The organism is Pseudomonas sp. CFBP 8758 (genome assembly GCF_014841725.1).
Classification (GTDB): domain Bacteria; phylum Pseudomonadota; class Gammaproteobacteria; order Pseudomonadales; family Pseudomonadaceae; genus Aquipseudomonas; species Aquipseudomonas baltica.
The window spans coordinates 115,037-132,275 of the sequence record NZ_JACYUK010000003.1; the positions used below are offsets into that span (position 1 = coordinate 115,037).

Genomic DNA, 17,239 nt, shown 5'->3' on the forward strand with positions numbered 1-17,239 from the left:
ATCATCGCCGCGGGTGCACCGCTGCATACGGCAGGGGGCAGGTTAAAGTTCAGCGTTGGTCGGGCCGCCAGCGGAGAGCTACCGTGCCTGCAAAAAGACCGGCGACACCTGCCATTCCCCGCCCTCAACAGCTCACCGAACGCGCCCTGGCGGCGCTCGAACGCTTCTCCCACATCGAGGCCGTCAGCGGCATCGTGTTGCTGCTCGCCGCGATCACCGCACTGGTCTGGGCCAACAGCTCGATAGGGGATTCCTACGAGCACTTCTGGCATACCCAGGTCACCTTGGGCCTCGGCGATTTCAGCGTTTCGCAGTCCCTGCATTTTCTGGTCAACGATGGCCTGATGACCATTTTCTTTCTGGTGGTGGGTGCCGAGATACGCCAGGAAATCAAGGATGGCGCGCTGGCCAACCTGCAGCTGGCAGCCCTGCCGCTGGGTGCGGCACTGGGTGGCGTGCTGATGCCCGCCTTGCTCTACCTTGCTCTCAACCACGGCACACCGGCCAGCGCCGGCTGGGCAGTGCCGACCGCTACCGACATCGCTTTCGCCGTGGGCGTGCTGGCGCTGCTGGGTAAATCCATTCCCGCCAGCGTGCGGATCCTGCTGCTGGCCCTGGCGATCATCGACGATATCGTCGCCATCCTGATCATCGCGGTGTTCTATACCGCCAGCCTCGACTACCTGGGTCTGCTGGTGGCCGTGGCCGGGCTGCTGCTGGTGCTGCTGTTCCAGCGCATGGGCATCAGCAAGGCGTATGCCTATGTGTTGCCGGGCGCGATCGTCTGGTTCGGCCTGCTCAAGACGGGCGTGCATCCCACCCTGGCCGGGGTGATTCTGGGCTTGATGACGCCGGTCTATTCCAAGCCGATGAGCGAGCGCCCGGTGGATATCATCCGCCGCAACTTCAACGAGCTGATGGAACGCTTCACCCCCGGCACGGACAACCGCGAGGCGGTGGCCGAGCCGCTCAGGCAATTGCGTGATGCGCAGCGTGAAGTGCTGCCGCCGGTGCAGCGGATACAGGTCGGGCTGCACCTGTGGGTGGCGTTCGGCGTCATGCCGCTGTTTGCCCTGGCCAATGCCGGGGTCAGTTTCGCCGGCGCCAACCTCAGTGACGCGGTGTCGCAGCATGTGTTTGGCGGTGTGATGCTGGCCCTGGTGCTGGGCAAACCGCTGGGCGTGCTGCTGTTCAGCTTTCTGCTGGTAAGGCTGAACATCTGCAGGCTGCCCGAGGGTGTGACCTGGAGTGGGGTAGGCTTGGTCGGTCTGCTCGCCGGGATCGGCTTCACCATGTCGATCTTCATCGCGTCGCTGGCGTTCTCCGACCCGACCCTGCTGGCTTCGGCCAAGCTCAGTGTGCTGGCGGCCTCCACGGTGGCGGCGGTGCTGGGGTTGGCCTGGGGCAAGCTCAGCTTCGGCAAGGCGCGGCCTGCGTGACACCGATAGCCTGAGCTTGTGCTGGCTTTTGTGGGAGCACTGAGCTTGTTCTGGCTTTTGTGGGAGGACTGAGCTTGTGTTGGCTTTTGTGGGAGGGCTGAGCTTGTGTTGGCTTTTGTGGGAGGGCTGAGCCTGTTCTGGCTTTTGTGGGAGCGGGCTCTGCCCGCGAAGAGGCCAGCGTGGACCTCTTCGCGGGCAGAGCCCGCTCCCACATGAATCTGCTGCATCCCACATGAATCTACTGCTGGCCATATGAGTCTGCTTTGGCAAGAGCCTAGGTGTTCATGGAAGCGCGCGGCTGGCCGATAGCCTTGTATCGGTTCCGCGCATTCTCTTTCAGGCCACTCATGCTCAAGTCCAGTTTCACCTCTCCGGCATCCTCCGCCAGGCCTGCGAGCAGCACCGCCCTGGCGCAGACCTCGTTGGTCACCTTTTGCGCCAGCCTCGCCGTGGTCTTTGCACTGGCGGTCGCTCTGTCCCTGTATTTCGCCCACGGTCTGGATCGCACCGAGCGCGTCCAGGGTCAGTCGATGGTGCAGAAAAGCATCGAGTCCGAACGCCGGCTCCTGCAACTGACCATCAAGGACTACTCGTTCTGGGGGGAGGCCTATCGGCACCTGCATCTCAAGGTGGACATGGAATGGGCCTATGTGCGGGAAAACTTCGGTCCGGCGTTGTACGACGATTTCGGCTACCAGGCCGCGTTCGTCATAGGGCCGGGCAACCGCTCGGTGTATGCGGTAATCGACGGCAAGTATGAAACCATAGCGGCTGCGGATTGGCTGGGCCGCCCCGTCGATGAGTGGGTCGCCGCCGCACGCGCCCTGGCCGACGACGAAAAGGTCTTCACCGCACTGACCAGCCTGGCCGGTACACCGGCCCTGGTCGTGGCGGCAGCGATCACGCCCAGCACCGACCCGACGGTGCAGACCGACGACCGGCCGCCGTCGGTCATGCTGGTGGTCAATCGTCTCGATCCGCAGCGGCTTCAGGCGCTCGGCGAGAGCATGGGCCTGCGCGGGCTGCGTATGGCTCGTGCGGACGATGTCACGGCCGCCCATGCACGGCTCGAAGCCGAGCACGGCACCGGCCTGGACCTGCAGTGGGACGCAGCAAGGCCGGGGCGGCAGATGATCATCGTGGTATTGCCCATGATCATCCTGGCGACGCTGATCATCCTCGGCATGACCTGGGTCATGCTGCGGCGCAATACTCGCGCTGCGCGCGCCCTGGACAGCAGCCACCAATTGCTGCGCGACAGCCAGGTGGCGCTGGCGCTCAGCGAGTCGCGCTTTCGCGACGTAGCCGAAGCCAGCTCCGACTGGATCTGGGAAACCGATGGCGATGGTCATGTCACCTACCTGTCCGACCGCTTCGAGACGGTCACTGGCGTGGGCAAGGCGCAATGGCTGGGCATCTCGATCGACGACCTGGTCGAATTGCCCCAGGGCACGCTTCTGGCGTGGCTGCGCGGCAATCCAGGGCAGGGCAACCTGACCACTGAATGCAGCTATATGGACGTGCATCGGCAACGGCGTACGGCGCGGATCGCTGCGCGGACCATCGGCGATCAAGGCTTTCGGGGTACCGCCACCGATGTCACCGAGGAGATCGACGCGCGGCGACGGGTCGAGTACCTGTCGCGCCATGACGTGCTGACCGGCCTGCCCAACCGCAGCCAGTTGCGCGACTACCTGGAAAGCCGTCTGGAAAACGCGCTTGCCGCCCGCCAGCCACTGGTCATGCTGACCATCGATCTGGATCGCTTCAAGCCGGTCAACGACCTGCTCGGCCATGCTACCGGCGACCGCGTGCTGTACCAGATCGGCGAGCGCATCAGGCAATGCGTGCGCAGCCAGGACATCGTCGCCCGGGTCGGTGGCGACGAGTTCGTCATGGTCGTGGCGGGCGCGGTCGGGCATGCGGAGATCGAGGCGCTGTGTCGACGGCTGATCGAGCTGATCGAGCAGGTCATCGAGGTCGACGACCAGGACATCCATGTCAGCGCCAGTATCGGCATTGCCGTGTCGCCGGGCGATGCGGCGCACGCCCCTGAACTGCTGCGCTATTCGGACATCGCCTTGTACGAGGCGAAGGCAAGCGGGCGCGGCACCTGGCGTTTCTATGATGGCGACATGAATGAGCGGATCATCGAGCGTCGGCGCCTGGAAAGCGACCTGCGCTATGCGATCAAGCATGGCGAGTTGCGCCTGCAATACCAGCCGCGCTTCCGCATTGCCGACGGCCAGATGGTCGGGGCCGAGGCGCTGGTGCGCTGGCAGCATCCACAGCGTGGCCTGCTGGCGCCTGATGCATTCATTCCGATCGCCGAAGACACGGGCTTGATCACCGCACTTGGCGACTGGGTGATGAACGCGGCCTGCCGGCAGGCCAGTCAATGGGCTGAAGAGCTGTTCGTGTCGGTCAACGTGTCTTCCAAGGAGTTCCAGGGCGGACAATTGGTGGAGCGGGTCAGGGCCGCCTTGTTGAGGTCGGGCCTGTCGGCGGCGAGGCTGGAGCTTGAGGTTACCGAAAGCGTGATGCTCGAAGATGCCGACAATGCGTTGACCCTGATGCGAGCGCTGAAGGGCCTCGGCGTCCGGCTGGCCATGGATGATTTCGGCACCGGCTATTCATCGCTGAGCTACCTGCGCACGTTTCCCTTCGATGGGCTCAAGATCGACCGCAGTTTCGTCGGCCGGCTGGGCGACAGCCAACCCGACCTGGCCATCATCGAGGCGGTGATCGGCCTGGGTCGGGCACTGTCGCTGACGGTGACGGCCGAAGGCGTGGAAACGCTGGAACAGCTGCAACTGCTGGATTCGGTGGCTTGCGACGAGGGCCAAGGTTATTACTTGAGTCGGCCCCTGGACGGCGCGCGGTTCGAAGAGCTGCTGCTCGCCAGTTGTCCGCGGTGATCGACCAGGCCAACCCTCCAAAGCCCGCGGGTATCGCATGCACCGCCGACGCGGCTTGCGCCGCTGCTACAGGGTCTGCGCGGGGGTGTGTGTCCGCCGACGCGCCTGCACTCCCCGTAGGAGCGGTCATTGGCCGCGAAGGGGCGCTGTGGATTATCTGGCACACCGCGGCGACGGCTTCGCGGCCACAGACCGCCCCTACGAAGGCCCTGCAGGCACGCCTCCATCCCCTGTAGCAGCGGCGCGAGCCGCGTCCGAATACGCCGCGGTGTGACAGCCGGATAGCATGCACCGCTGACGCGGCTTGCGCCGCTGCTACAGGGGCTGCGGTGGTGTGGGGATGTGCGTGACTGCCGCCAGCACCCTGCGTAGGAGCGGTCATCGGCCGCGAAGGGGCGCTGCGGATGGTCTGGCACACCGCGGCGACGGCTTCGCGGCCACAGACCGCTCCTACGAAGGCCCTTGAGGAGCACCTCCGTCCCCCTGTAGCAGCGGGGCAAGCCGCGTCCGGGCACGCCGCGGTGTGACAGCCGGATAGCATGCACCGCCGACGCGGCTTGCGCCGCTGCTACAGGGGCTGCGGGGGTGTGGGGGGGTGTGCGTGACCGCCGACGCGGCTTGCGCCGCTGCTACAAGGGGCTGCGGTGGTGTGGGGATGTGCGTGACTGCCGCCAGCACCGTGCGTAGGAGCGGTCATCGGCCGCGAAAGGGCACCGCGGATGGTCTGGCACACCGCGGCGACGGCTTCGCGGCCACAGACCGCTCCTACGAAGGCCCTTGAGGAACACCTCCGTCCCCCTGTAGCAGCGGGGCAAGCCGCGTCCGGATACGCCGCGGTGTGACAGCCGGATAGCATGCACCGCCGACGCGGCTTGCGCCGCTGCTACAGGGGCTGCGGGGGTGTGTGTCCGCCGACGCGCCTGCACTCCCCGTAGGAGCGGTCATTGGCCGCGAAGGGGCGCTGTGGATTATCTGGCACACCGCGGCGACGGCTTCGCGGCCACAGACCGCCCCTACGAAGGCCCTGCAGGCACGCCTCCATCCCCTGTAGCAGCGGCGCGAGCCGCGTCCGAATACGCCGCGGTGTGACAGCCGGATAGCATGCACCGCTGACGCGGCTTGCGCCGCTGCTACAGGGGCTGCGGTGGTGTGGGGATGTGCGTGACTGCCGCCAGCACCCTGCGTAGGAGCGGTCATCGGCCGCGAAGGGGCGCTGCGGATGGTCTGGCACACCGCGGCGACGGCTTCGCGGCCACAGACCGCTCCTACGAAGGCCCTTGAGGAGCACCTCCGTCCCCCTGTAGCAGCGGGGCAAGCCGCGTCCGGGCACGCCGCGGTGTGACAGCCGGATAGCATGCACCGCCGACGCGGCTTGCGCCGCTGCTACAGGGGCTGCGGGGGTGTGGGGGGGTGTGCGTGACCGCCGACGCGGCTTGCGCCGCTGCTACAAGGGGCTGCGGTGGTGTGGGGATGTGCGTGACTGCCGCCAGCACCGTGCGTAGGAGCGGTCATCGGCCGCGAAAGGGCACCGCGGATGGTCTGGCACACCGCGGCGACAACTTCGCGGCCACGGACCGCTCCTACGAAGGCCCTTGAGGAACACCTTCGTCCCCCTGTAGCAGCGGCGCAAGCCGCGTCCGGATACGCCGCGATGTGACAGGCGGATAGCACGCACCGCCGACGCGGCTTGCGCCGCTGCTACAAGGGATTTCAGTGCATCGGTTCGTTGCAGGGTGTTGGACACCCCGCAATACTTGGATTTACAACACCACACTCGGCAGCCAGAGGGAGATGGCCGGAACGTAGGTGACCAGCATCAGCACCATGAACAGCGCCAGGTAGAACGGCAGCAGCGCCTTGACCGTGTCTTCGATGGTCACCTTGCCGACCGCCGCACCGACGAACAGCACCGCACCCACCGGCGGTGTGATCAGGCCTATGCCCAGGTTCACCAGCATGATCATGCCGAAATGCACCGGATCCACACCCACGCTGACGATCACCGGCAACAGGATCGGTGTCAGGATCAGAATCAGCGGCGCCATGTCCATGATCGTGCCCAGCATCAGCAGCATCACGTTGATGCACATCAGGATCACGTAGCGGTTGTCCGACAGCGTCAGGAACGCCGTGGTGATCTTCATCGGGATTTCCATCAGCGTCAGGATGTAGCCGAAGCTGGCGGCGAAACCGATCAGAATCATCACGATGGAAATGGTCCGCGCCGCCCGGTGCATCAGCTTGGGCAGGTCGCGCCACTTGTAGTCGCGGTAGATGAACATGGTCACGAAGAACGACCACAACACGGCGATGGCTGCCGATTCGGTCGCGGTGAACACGCCCGAGAGAATGCCGCCGAGAATGATCACCAGCGCCATCATTCCCCACAATGCCTCACCGGCGATTTTCAGCGCCTGGCGCATTGGAATGACTTCGCCCTTGGGATAGTTGCGCTTGCGCGCAAAGATCATGCACAAGCCCATCATCACCGCACTGAGCAATAGCCCTGGCATGATCCCGGCCATGAACAGCGAAGCGATCGACACCGAGCCGCCAGCGGCCAGCGAGTACAGCACCGAGTTGTGGCTCGGTGGCGTCAGCAGGGCCTGGACCGAGCCGCTGACGGTTACGGCCGTGGAGAAATCACGCGGATAGCCGGCCCGCTCCATCTCCGGAATCAACACCGAACCCACCGACGCGGTATCGGCGACCGACGAGCCGGAGATGGCCCCGAAAAAGGTCGAAGCGACGATGTTGACCAGCGACAACCCACCGCGCACGAAACCCACCAGCACGCCGGCGAAGGCTACGAGCCGGCGCGACATGCCGCCTTCGGCCATGATCGCACCCGCCAGCACGAAGAACGGAATGGCCAGCAGCGAAAATTTGTTCACCCCACCGGCGATCTGGATCATCAGGGCGTCGGCCGGGATGTCGATCCACCAGGCCCCGATCAACGCCGACAGGCCCAGCGCATAGGCCACCGGCATGCCCACCAGGATCAAGGCGATGAAGCTGCCCAACAGTATGAGAGCATCCATTTACGCAGCACCTTCACTGGCTTCTACGACGTCGAACCGCATCACGGCACGGTGGCTTTGGTCACCCAGGAACAGTTTTTCCAGGATGAAGACCAAAGTCACGATGCCGCCGATCGGGATGGGCAGGTAGGAAATGCCTACCCGCATGGAAGGAATTTCACCCAGGTACTGGTTCCAGGTGTTGGCGCACAGCTTGAAGCCCTTGAAGATCATGAACAGCGCGACCACCGCCATCAGCAGCTGAACCGCGAATGCCGCCACTCGGCGAACCTGCGCCGGCATGCGGTCCACGGCCATGGCCACGGCCATGTGCGCGCCGGCGCGGTAGCTGGCGGCGGCGCCGAAGAAGGTGAAGACCACCATCAGCAGAATCGCCACCGGCTCCGGCCAACTGGAACCGCTGCCCAGCGCGTAGCGAGTAAAGATGCCCCATGGAATGATCAGGGTCATGGTCAGGACCGACAAGCCGGCGATCCCGATGCACACCCGGTAAAGCAGGTCGTTGAAACGCAGCACAGTGTTTTTCATGAGGCTCACCCAGCGGCGGGGGAGCGGGCACATGCCCGGTCCCCCGTGGTGTTGACGGACAGACTTACTTGACGGCTTCGATGCGGGTGATCAGCTCTTTGTACGGCGCGCCGTACTTGTCGCGCACCGGCTGGGTCGCGTCGTAGAAGGCTTTCTTCTGCTCGGGCGTGAGGGTGATGAACTCCACGCCACCGGCCTTGAGCTTGGCTTCGGCTTCGCTGGATTTCTTGTCCCACAGCACGCGCTCTTCCATCTGTGCTTCGCGGGAGAGCTTTTTCACCAGCGCCTGTTGCTCGGGGTTGAGCTTGTTCCAGGTGATCTTCGACATCACGATCGGCTCGGGGAGGATCAGGTGTTCGGTGAGCGTGTAGAACTTGGCGTTCTGGTAGTGGTTGTGTTCGAGCATGGTCGGCGGATTGTTCTCGGCGCCGTCGATCACGCCGGTCTGCAGGGCGCTGAAGATCTCGCCGGTGGCCATGGCGATGCCGTTGCCGCCCATCTGGTTGATGGTGTCGATGAATACCGGGTTGCCTTGCACGCGGATCTTCATGCCCTTGAGGTCACTGATCTGCCGTACCGGCTTCTTGGTGTAGAGGTTGCGCGTACCGCCATCCATCCAGCCCAGCGCGACCAGGTTGAATTCGGAGTTGGTGATCTTGTCGAGAATCTCCTGACCGATCTCGCCATCGATGATGCTGCGCATGTGGGCCTGGTCGCGGAAAATGAACGGCAGGTTGAACACGTTCACGTCCGGTACTACCGGGCCGACGATGCCCAGGCTGACGCGGGTCATCTGCACCGCGTTGCTCTGCACCTGCTCGACCACTTCCTTCTCGGAACCCAGTACACCGCCTGCGAACATCTTGAAGCTGATCTCGCCCTTGCTCTGCTCTTCGAGTTTCTTGCCCATGGCCTGCTCGGCCACCACCGGCGGGTAGCCGGCCGGGTGCACTTCGGCGAACTTAATCTTGATCTCGGCCTGCGCCAGCCCGGACAGGCAGAAGGCGAGCGGGAGAGCGGCTACGAGTAACGTGCGTTTGAAATCCATGGATAACTCCAGCGTTGTTGTTGTTTTAAAGTCGCAAAGGATTCAGTTGTCGCCAAACGGCCCGGCGGCCACGAAGGCGCCGCCCTGATAGACCCTCGCCGGGTCGTCGGCGGCAGGCATCGGCTGGGCTTCGATCTTGTCGCGGAACACTTCCGAGCTGTCCTTGGGTGTGAAGCCCAGGTGCGCGGCAAAACGGTTGTCCCACCACAAGTCACGGTTCGCCGAGGCGCCATACACCACCGTGTGGCCGACGTCCGGGGTGAACAGACTCAGCTCGATGAGGCGGGTCAGGTCGTCGAAACTGAGCCAAGTGCTCATCATTCGGCGATTGGCCGGCTCGGGAAACGAAGAGCCGATGCGGATGCTGACGGTTTCGATGCCGTAGCGATCGAAGTAGAACGTTGCCAGGTCTTCGCCGTAGGACTTGGACAGGCCGTAATAGCTGTCCGGACGCCGGGGCGAATGGGCGTCGATGGTCTGGTCCTGCTTGTAGAAACCGATCACATGGTTGGAGCTGGCGAACACCACGCGCTTGACGCCATGCCGGCGTGCGGCTTCGTAGATGTGGAAGACCCCGCAGATATTGGGCCCCAGGATGTCTTCGAACGCGTGCTCCACCGACACCCCGCCAAAATGCACGATGGCGTCCACGCCCTGCACCAGCTCGTGCACTGCCTGCTTGTCGGCGAGATCGCACAACTGGAATTCTTCCTGGGTATCGGAACGAGTAGCTGTATTGGTAGAGGCGGGAAGCGGGACGATATCGGAGAGCCGCAGGGTGCGGGCGAAGGGTTTCAGACTTTCTCGCAGCACCTTCCCCAGACCGCCGGCGGCGCCGGTTAGGAGAAGGCGATCGAAGGGATTCTGGACGGAGTGAGTGCCTGTCATGAGCGAGTCCTTTTATCGTTATTATTTTGTCATCTGTTGTCGTATGACTTATTTCGGATTATCGACAGCTCTCGGCGATCTTGTCAACGCGACTAATGTCGAAATACACCAAGGTCGAATGCCGCTTGCGGTCAGCACGGCCTGGCTACAGGCGAATCCAGCGCTGGCGCATCCAGCCGCTCAAGGCATCCACCGCCAGCACCAGGGCCAGCATGGCCAGAATGAGCGTGCTGGCCCGTGCTTCCTGGAACAGGCTCAGGCTCACGTAGAGCATCTGTCCCAGCCCGCCGGCACCGACGAAACCGAGGATACTGGCCATGCGGATGTTGTTTTCCCAGCGGTACAGGGTGTAGGCCAGCAGTTGCGGCCACAGATTGGGCAAGGTGCCGTAACAGAAGGCCAGCCAGGCATTGCCGCCCTGCAGGCGGATGGCGGCGGCGGGTGCGGCAGGGGTGTTTTCCAGGGCCTCGGCAAACAGACGGCCGAGGACCCCGGCGGTGTGCAGCGCCAGGGCCAGGGTGCCGGCATTCGGCCCCAGGCCTGCGGCGAGCACCATCAACACCGCCCAGACCAGTTCGGGAATGGCCCGCAGGGCATTTAGCACCAGTTTCGTCACGCCTTGCGCCAGCCAGCCCAGGCGCCCGGCTGCAGGGATGGCCAGCAGCAGACCGGCGAGCGCCGCCAGCAGCGTGCCCAACGCCGACATCGCCAGGGTTTCCAGCGCGCCATGGCCCACCGCCCGCAGGTGGGTAGCACTGAGGTCAGGCGACATGAAGCGTGCCGCGTAGCTGGTCATGTGCCGCAGGCTGTCGACATTGCCCAGGGTGAACAGGTCCAGCCCCAGATAGACGAAGGAGCCGACCACCGCCAGCACCATCGCCAGCACCAGCAGCAGGTTGCTTAGGCGCCTCATGCGAAGCGTCCCCTGAGCAGGCGGCTGAGCAGGTCCGCGAGCAACACCAGGGCGATGAACGTCAGCAGCATGCTGGCCACCTCGGCCGAGGCGAACATGCGCATCGACAGGTCGATCTGCTGGCCCAGCCCGCCGGCGCCGACGAAGCCCATCACCACCGAGGCGCGCACGGCGCATTCCCAGCGGTACACGGTGTAGGAGGTCAGCTCGGCGGCAGCGGCCGGGAGAATGCCGTAGGCGAACGCAGCCAGCCGGCCGGCGCCGGCGCGCAGCAGCGCCTGGGCCGGGCGCTGGTCGACCGACTCACAGATCTCGGCATACACCTTGCCGAGCATGCCGGCGTAGGTGATGGCGATGGCCAGCACGCCGGCCGTCGGGCCCAGGCCGACGGCGCGGACGAACAGCAGGGCCCAGACGATTTCCGGCACGCTGCGCAGAAAAATCAGCACGCCACGCACCGGCCAGCGTACGCAGGTGCCAGCCCAGCCGGGTTGGCCGCCGAGGTTGGCAGCCGACAACGACAGCGCGCGGCTGGCCAGCAGGCCGGCGGGAATGGCCAGGGTCAGCGCCAGGGCCATGCCGGCCGTGGCGATGGCCAGGGTCTGCAAGGTGGCGTCCAGCAGCAGCGTCAGAAACGCGGGGTCATGCGCGGGCGGCCAGAAGTCGGCGAGAAAGGCCCCCATGGACTGGGTGCTGGCCGGGTCGAACAGGACCCATGGATCGAGCTCGGCCAGGCGTATGCCGGGCCACAACAACAGCACCGCCAGGGCGGCAAGCAGAAGGCGCGGCAGCGCGGCAGGGTCGCGTCGGTCCCTTTTCAGCATCGCGGCAGCCAGTGAGCAGGGGTGTCGGCCGGCGTTTGCACGCTGCTCAGGTGTTCATTCGCGTACAACGCCTCCAGGCGCTGCGCGGTGACCTGCGTGGCCTCCAGGTCGAAAGCGATCTGGCCGTCGCGCACGCCGACGATCCGTGGGAAGCAGGCCAGCGCCAGCTCCACCGTGTGCAGGCTGGCCACCAGCGTGACGTGCTGTTCGCTGGCGTGCTGGCAGAGCATGTCCAGCGTGTGCCTGGCCAGTCGCGGGTCCATCGCCGAGACGGGCTCGTCGGCCAGCAATAGCTCCGGCGCCTGGTACAGGGCGCGGGCGATGCCGACACGCTGCAACTGGCCGCCGGACAACTGCTGGCACTGGGCGAACAGCTTGTCGTCCAGGTCCAGCCGCGCCAGCAGCGCGCGGGCCCCGTCGATGTCCACCGGGTGCAGCAGGTTGAGCAGGCTCTTGCCCAGCCCCCATTGCCCCAGCTTGCCGGCCAGCACGGCAGTCACCACGCGTTGCCGCGGGGGCAGGGGCGGGGCCTGATGGATCAGCGCGATACGTGCGCGCAGACGCTGGCGCGCGCGACTGCCGAGGCGCCAGGGCTGCATGCCCAGCACCTGCAGCTCACCGGCGCTGGGCGGCAGAGCGGTTGCCAGCACGTTGAGCAGGCTGGACTTGCCGGCGCCCGAAGGGCCGATGATTGCCACGCGCTCGCCGGGCTCGATGCTAAGGTTCACATCGCGCAGGGCCTGCACACCGTTACGGTGGCGCAGGTCGATGGCCGACAGCCGCAGGGTCATTTCAACAGGTCGGCAGCGCGAGCGGCGTCCTCGATACCCTTGTAGTTCTCAGGCTTGGTGGCGATGAAGCGGCTGGCCGCCTGCAGGTCGAGAATGGCCTTGTCGTCGGGCTTGGCCGGGTCGAGGGCGAGGAAGGCCTGTTTGATCTTTTCTGCCAGGGCCGGGTCCAGGGTACCGCGCACGGTCCAGTTGTAGTCGAAGTAGGTCGGCGTGGTGGCGAACACCTTGACCTTGCTGGTATCTACCTTGCCGCTGTTGACCAGCTTGTCCCACACGCTGGCATTGAGCACGCCGGCGTCGACCTTGCCCGCCTGTACCCACGCCGCGGTGGCGTCATGGGCGCCGGAGTAGGCGACCCGGCTGAAGTAGGTTTCCGGCTTGATGTTGTCCTGCAGCATGAAGTAGCGCGGCATCAGGCTGCCGGAGGTCGACGAGATCGAACCGAAGGCGAAGGTCTTGCCCTTGAGGTCGGCCAGCGACTTGACGTTCGGGTCGCTGGTGATGAACTTGCTGGTGAACTGCGCATCCTGCTCGCGCTGTACCAGGGGAATCGCGTTGCCGGTCTTCAGGTTGACCTGAACGAAGGTGAAACCGCCCAGCCAGGCCATGTCCAGGCGATCGGTCGCCAGCGCCTCGACCACGGCAGGGTAGTCGGCCACCGGCACGAACTCGACCTTCATGCCGATCTGCTTTTCAAGGTAGGCACCCAGCGGCTTGAACTTGCGCAGCAGTTCGGTGGGCGCCTCGTCCGGGATGGCCGAAACACGCAAGACATCGGCAGCGAAGCTGGTGACGGCGCTGGCGCAAAGAGCGAGGCCGGCGACCAGTGACAGGGAGCGCTTGAACATGGTGGGTCTCCGAAAGATGACGCAAGCAGCGCGGGCAAGGCCCGGCACGCGTGGATACGAGGTGGCGCGATTATAAGAGTCACTGCAGGAAAGGCCAGCTTTGATAGAATTCGCAGCCTGATTCCAGGACGTCGAGAATGCTGCCATGAATTCGCCTATCCGTTTGACCCAGTACAGCCATGGAGCCGGTTGCGGCTGCAAGATTTCGCCCAAGGTATTGGAGGTGATTCTGGCCGGCAGCGGCGCACAGAACCTGGACCCGAAGCTGTGGGTCGGCAATGCTTCGCGCGACGATGCCGCGGTGTATGCCATCGACGACGAGCGCGGTGTGGTGTCGACCACCGATTTCTTCATGCCCATCGTCGATGACCCCTTCGATTTCGGGCGCATTGCCGCCACCAACGCCATCAGCGACATCTATGCCATGGGCGGCGATCCGTTGATGGCCATCGCCATTCTCGGCTGGCCGGTCAACCTGCTGCCCCCGGAGGTTGCCCGCGAGGTGATCCGCGGCGGTCGGGCGGTGTGCGATGCGGCGGGCATTCCCCTGGCCGGTGGGCATTCGATCGACGCTCCCGAACCCATCTTCGGTCTGGCGGTGACCGGCCTGGTCGACAAGCGCCACATGAAACGCAACGACACCGCTCAGGTCGGCGACCGCCTGTACCTGACCAAGCCGCTGGGCATCGGCATTCTTACCACTGCGGAGAAGAAATCCCGCCTGCGCGAAGAAGACGTGGGCGTGGCGCGCGACTGGATGTGCACGCTGAACAAGCCCGGCAGCCGCTTCGGCAAGCTGCGCGACGTCACCGCGATGACCGACGTCACCGGTTTCGGCCTGCTCGGGCACCTGGTCGAAATGGCCGACGGCGCCCAACTGACTGCACGCCTGGAGTACGCCGCCGTGCCGCGCCTGCCGGGTATCGACCACTACCTGAGCGAGGGCTGCGTGCCTGGCGGCACCCAGCGCAACTTCGACAGCTACGGCGAACGCATCGCTGCCCTGAGCGACGAGCAGCGTGATCTGCTCTGCGATCCGCAGACCAGCGGCGGCCTGCTGGTTGCCGTCAGCGCTGCCGGCGAAGCCGAGTTCGTCGCGCTGGCTGTCGAGCTGGGTCTGCACCTGGCGCCGATCGGCACCTTGATCGAACGCCAGCCCCACGCTGTCGAGGTGTTCTGATGCGCGAAGACAGCAGCGACTACCGCGCGTTGTTCCTCGGCGAGGTAGCGATGATGGACGCGCGCGCGCCGGTCGAATTCGACAAGGGTGCATTCCCCGGGGTGCACAACCTGCCCTTGATGGACGACCTGGAACGGCAGAAAGTCGGTACCTGCTACAAGCAGCACGGCCAGGAAGCCGCCATCGAGTTGGGGCACCGCCTGGTGTCCGGCGAGATCAAGGCACGCCGGATCGAAGCCTGGGTGGCATTCGCCAAGGCCAATCCCGAGGGCTATCTGTATTGCTTCCGCGGCGGCCTGCGCTCGCAGACGGTGCAGCGCTGGCTGCGCGAGGCAGGCGTCGAGTACCCGCGGGTACTGGGCGGCTACAAGGCCATGCGCAGCTTTCTGCTCGACACCCTGGAACAAGCCGTCGAACAGTGCCAGTTCGTCGTGCTGGGCGGCATGACCGGCACCGGCAAGACCGACGTACTGGCGCAATTGAGCAACGCTTTGGACCTGGAAGGCCATGCCAACCACCGCGGCTCCAGCTTCGGCAAGCGTGCGACCGGGCAGCCTGCGCAGATCGATTTCGAGAACAGCCTGGCGATCGACGTGTTGAAGAAGCGGGCTGCTGGCATCGAGCAGTTCGTGCTCGAGGACGAAAGCCGCCTGGTGGGCAGTTGCAACGTGCCGTTGAGCCTGCATCAGGGCATGCAGGCGTATCCGTTGGTCTGGCTGGAAGACAGCTTCCAGAATCGCGTCAAGCGTATTCTGCGCGACTACGTGGTAGACCTGTGCGCAGACTTCGTCGGGTTGTATGGCGAGCGCGGTGAAGCGCTGTTTGCCGAGCGTCTGCTGCAGAGTCTGGACCGCATCCACAAGCGTCTGGGCGGCGAGCGCCATCAACGTCTGCAGGGGCTGATGCAGGCCGCGCTGGAAGAGCAGCGGCGCTATGGCCTGGTCGACCTGCACCGCGGCTGGATCGAAGGCCTGCTGCACGAGTACTACGACCCGATGTACGCCTATCAACGCGAGAGCAAGGCGGCGCGCATCGAGTTCGCCGGCGATCAGGCAGCCGTGGTCGACTACCTGCGCGATCGTCTGGCCAGGGGCTGAAGACGGCGAGTGCAGTCTTCAGCCCCCGGCCAGGCTTGGCTCAGTTGATCCGCGGGTGCTGTTGCACCAGAAGCTCGCGCTTGGCTTGCAGCGCGGCGATCTCGCTGTCGATGTCCTCGATCTTCTGCTCGATGTTGTCGTGGTGCTCGACCAGCAGTTCTCGGGCTTCGGCGATGTCCGAGGCCGCTGGCGCAGCGCCGCGCAACGGCTTGTTGGCCGTTTCCTTCATGGTGATGGCGGTGATGAAGCCGACCACTGCAAACACCATTAGGTAATAGGCAGGCATGTACAGGTCGTCGGTGCTTTCCACCAGCCAGGCCACGGCCGTCGGCGTCAGGCCGGCGATCAGTACCGAAACGTTGAATGCACTGGCCAGGGCGCTGTAGCGGATGTGCGTTGGGAACATCGCGGGCAACGTGGACGCCATGACGCCGATGAAGAAGTTAAGCACCACGGCCAGCATCAGCAGCCCGGCGAAGATCCAACCGATCTGGCCGCTGTTGATCAGCATGAAGGCCGGGATGGCCAGGAAGAACAGGCCGATGCTGCCGAACAGAATGAAAGGCTTGCGGCCGAACTTGTCGCTGGCGAAGCCAATCAGCGGTTGGGCGAACAGCATGCCGACCATGATCGCAATGATGATCAACACGCCATGGCTTTCGCTGTAGTGCAGGTTGTGCGACAGGTAGCTGGGCATGTAGGTCAGCAGCATGTAGTAGGTGACGTTGGTCACCGCGACGATGCCGATGCAGGTCAGCAGGCTGCGCCAGTGCTTGGTTGCCACTTCCTTGAACGATACCTTGGGGCCGCCGGCCAGGCCTTCGCGGTCGCCTTGTTCGAGCTTCTCGACGTGCTGCTGGAACGCTGGGGTTTCTTCCAGCGCATGACGCAGGTAGAGGCCGATCATGCCCAGCGGCAGGGCCAGGAAGAACGGCACGCGCCAACCCCAGTCGAGGAACTTCTCTTCGCCGATCACTGCGGAGATGCCCACCACCACGCCTGCACCGAGCACGAAACCGGCAATCGAGCCGAAGTCCAGCCAGCTGCCGAGGAAGCCGCGTTTGCGGTCCGGAGCGTACTCGGCCACGAAGATCGAGGCGCCGGTGTATTCACCGCCCACCGAGAAGCCCTGGGCCATCTTCGCCAGCAGCAGCAGGATGGGCGCCCAGATGCCGATGGAGGCATAGGACGGAATCAAGCCGATCGCGAACGTACTCAACGACATGATCACGATGGTGGCAGCCAGGACTTTCTGCCGTCCGTACTTGTCGCCCAGGGCGCCGAAGAACAGGCCGCCCAGCGGGCGAATCAGGAAGGGTACCGAGAAGGTGGCCAAGGCCGCGATCATCTGCACACTGGGATCGACGTCCGGGAAGAACACTTTGCCCAAGGCGTAGGCCACGAAGCCGTAGACGCCGAAGTCGAACCATTCCATGGCGTTGCCAAGCGCGGCGGCGGTGATCGCCTTGCGCATCTTGACGTCGTCGACGATGGTGATGTCGTTCAACCCGATCGGGTTGACGGTTTTTCTGCGAGATTTCATGGGTGTTTCTCTTGTGTCAAAGCGGCTTGTCCCCATGAGATACAAAATGACACTAAATAATTCACTGATGACGGCGATTTAGTATCGCAGCGGTTGTCCGGGCGCCAGCGTACCCATGGGAGCGACAGATCGCCCAAGACGGAGACGCCAAAAAACCGGATAATGCCGGCCATTCGTTTTA

Annotated in this window: 13 protein-coding genes; 4 read left to right on the plus strand and 9 right to left on the minus strand. The window is 64.5% G+C overall.

The genetic code is table 11. The features are described 5' to 3' along the window. Positions 1–83 precede the first annotated feature (83 nt). Together nhaA and IFT75_RS07395 are read left to right on the plus strand one after the other, a co-directional pair. Positions 84–1,439, plus strand: coding sequence for a Na+/H+ antiporter NhaA (nhaA, locus tag IFT75_RS07390; protein WP_192054041.1), 1,356 nt, complete (start codon positions 84–86; stop codon positions 1,437–1,439). A gap of 347 nt (positions 1,440–1,786) precedes the next feature. Further along, positions 1,787–4,357, plus strand: a complete 2,571-nt coding sequence (locus IFT75_RS07395; protein WP_192054043.1) for a bifunctional diguanylate cyclase/phosphodiesterase — start codon at positions 1,787–1,789, stop codon at positions 4,355–4,357. A gap of 1,760 nt (positions 4,358–6,117) precedes the next feature. Here the strand turns inward: IFT75_RS07395 and IFT75_RS07400 are convergent. The 8 genes from IFT75_RS07400 to IFT75_RS07435 all read right to left on the minus strand — a co-directional run bounded on the left by IFT75_RS07400 (position 6,118) and on the right by IFT75_RS07435 (position 13,238). Then, the gene (locus IFT75_RS07400) at positions 6,118–7,398 is read right to left on the minus strand and encodes a TRAP transporter large permease (RefSeq protein WP_192054045.1); all 1,281 of its coding nucleotides are present in this window, start codon (positions 7,396–7,398) and stop codon (positions 6,118–6,120) included. Continuing rightward, positions 7,399–7,926: a TRAP transporter small permease gene (locus IFT75_RS07405; RefSeq protein WP_192054047.1), complete on the minus strand. Its 528-nt coding sequence runs from the start codon at positions 7,924–7,926 to the stop codon at positions 7,399–7,401. It lies immediately after the preceding gene. A gap of 64 nt (positions 7,927–7,990) precedes the next feature. Continuing rightward, complete coding sequence (locus IFT75_RS07410) at positions 7,991–8,974, minus strand: TRAP transporter substrate-binding protein (protein WP_185793782.1); 984 nt, start codon at positions 8,972–8,974, stop codon at positions 7,991–7,993. 42 nt (positions 8,975–9,016) lie between these two features. Continuing rightward, positions 9,017–9,862 carry an NAD-dependent epimerase/dehydratase family protein gene (locus IFT75_RS07415; protein ID WP_185793781.1) on the minus strand — a complete coding sequence of 282 codons (846 nt, stop codon included), beginning with the start codon at positions 9,860–9,862 and terminating at the stop codon, positions 9,017–9,019. Positions 9,863–10,007: 145 nt separating this feature from the next. Further along, positions 10,008–10,775, minus strand: a complete 768-nt coding sequence (gene phnE, locus IFT75_RS07420; protein ID WP_185793780.1) for a phosphonate ABC transporter, permease protein PhnE — start codon at positions 10,773–10,775, stop codon at positions 10,008–10,010. Then, positions 10,772–11,599, minus strand: a complete 828-nt coding sequence (locus IFT75_RS07425; protein ID WP_192054049.1) for a PhnE/PtxC family ABC transporter permease — start codon at positions 11,597–11,599, stop codon at positions 10,772–10,774. Before IFT75_RS07425 ends, phnE begins: the two co-directional genes overlap by 4 nt. Continuing rightward, a complete protein-coding gene (locus tag IFT75_RS07430; protein WP_192054051.1) occupies positions 11,593–12,390 on the minus strand; it encodes a phosphonate ABC transporter ATP-binding protein in 798 nt (265 codons plus the stop codon). The genes IFT75_RS07425 and IFT75_RS07430 overlap by 7 nt, the downstream gene beginning before the upstream one ends. Continuing rightward, on the minus strand, positions 12,387–13,238 hold the full coding sequence (locus IFT75_RS07435; RefSeq protein WP_122478983.1) for a putative selenate ABC transporter substrate-binding protein: 852 nt from the start codon (positions 13,236–13,238) through the stop codon (positions 12,387–12,389). Before IFT75_RS07435 ends, IFT75_RS07430 begins: the two co-directional genes overlap by 4 nt. A gap of 145 nt (positions 13,239–13,383) precedes the next feature. On the opposite strand from IFT75_RS07435, the gene selD reads away from it, so the two are divergent. Further along, on the plus strand, positions 13,384–14,418 hold the full coding sequence (gene selD / locus IFT75_RS07440) for a selenide, water dikinase SelD (protein ID WP_192054052.1): 1,035 nt from the start codon (positions 13,384–13,386) through the stop codon (positions 14,416–14,418). Beyond that, positions 14,418–15,515 carry a tRNA 2-selenouridine(34) synthase MnmH gene (gene mnmH, locus IFT75_RS07445; RefSeq protein WP_192054054.1) on the plus strand — a complete coding sequence of 366 codons (1,098 nt, stop codon included), beginning with the start codon at positions 14,418–14,420 and terminating at the stop codon, positions 15,513–15,515. The genes selD and mnmH overlap by 1 nt, the downstream gene beginning before the upstream one ends. 40 nt (positions 15,516–15,555) lie before the next feature. Here mnmH and proP read toward each other — a convergent pair whose 3' ends face one another. Continuing rightward, positions 15,556–17,058 carry a glycine betaine/L-proline transporter ProP gene (gene proP / locus IFT75_RS07450; protein ID WP_122478977.1) on the minus strand — a complete coding sequence of 501 codons (1,503 nt, stop codon included), beginning with the start codon at positions 17,056–17,058 and terminating at the stop codon, positions 15,556–15,558. Between the last annotated feature and the right edge of the window lie 181 nt (positions 17,059–17,239).

Excerpts from the sequence above, each read along its gene's own strand:
- IFT75_RS07395 (WP_192054043.1), top strand. The coding sequence starts at position 1,787 with ATGCTCAAGTCCAGTTTCACCTCTCCGGCATCCTCCGCCAGGCCTGCG.
- IFT75_RS07400 (WP_192054045.1), bottom strand. The coding sequence starts at position 7,398 with ATGGATGCTCTCATACTGTTGGGCAGCTTCATCGCCTTGATCCTGGTG.
- IFT75_RS07405 (WP_192054047.1), bottom strand. The coding sequence starts at position 7,926 with ATGAAAAACACTGTGCTGCGTTTCAACGACCTGCTTTACCGGGTGTGC.
- IFT75_RS07410 (WP_185793782.1), bottom strand. The coding sequence starts at position 8,974 with ATGGATTTCAAACGCACGTTACTCGTAGCCGCTCTCCCGCTCGCCTTC.
- IFT75_RS07415 (WP_185793781.1), bottom strand. The coding sequence starts at position 9,862 with ATGACAGGCACTCACTCCGTCCAGAATCCCTTCGATCGCCTTCTCCTA.
- phnE (WP_185793780.1), bottom strand. The coding sequence starts at position 10,775 with ATGAGGCGCCTAAGCAACCTGCTGCTGGTGCTGGCGATGGTGCTGGCG.
- IFT75_RS07425 (WP_192054049.1), bottom strand. The coding sequence starts at position 11,599 with ATGCTGAAAAGGGACCGACGCGACCCTGCCGCGCTGCCGCGCCTTCTG.
- IFT75_RS07430 (WP_192054051.1), bottom strand. The coding sequence starts at position 12,390 with ATGACCCTGCGGCTGTCGGCCATCGACCTGCGCCACCGTAACGGTGTG.
- IFT75_RS07435 (WP_122478983.1), bottom strand. The coding sequence starts at position 13,238 with ATGTTCAAGCGCTCCCTGTCACTGGTCGCCGGCCTCGCTCTTTGCGCC.
- selD (WP_192054052.1), top strand. The coding sequence starts at position 13,384 with ATGAATTCGCCTATCCGTTTGACCCAGTACAGCCATGGAGCCGGTTGC.
- mnmH (WP_192054054.1), top strand. The coding sequence starts at position 14,418 with ATGCGCGAAGACAGCAGCGACTACCGCGCGTTGTTCCTCGGCGAGGTA.
- proP (WP_122478977.1), bottom strand. The coding sequence starts at position 17,058 with ATGAAATCTCGCAGAAAAACCGTCAACCCGATCGGGTTGAACGACATC.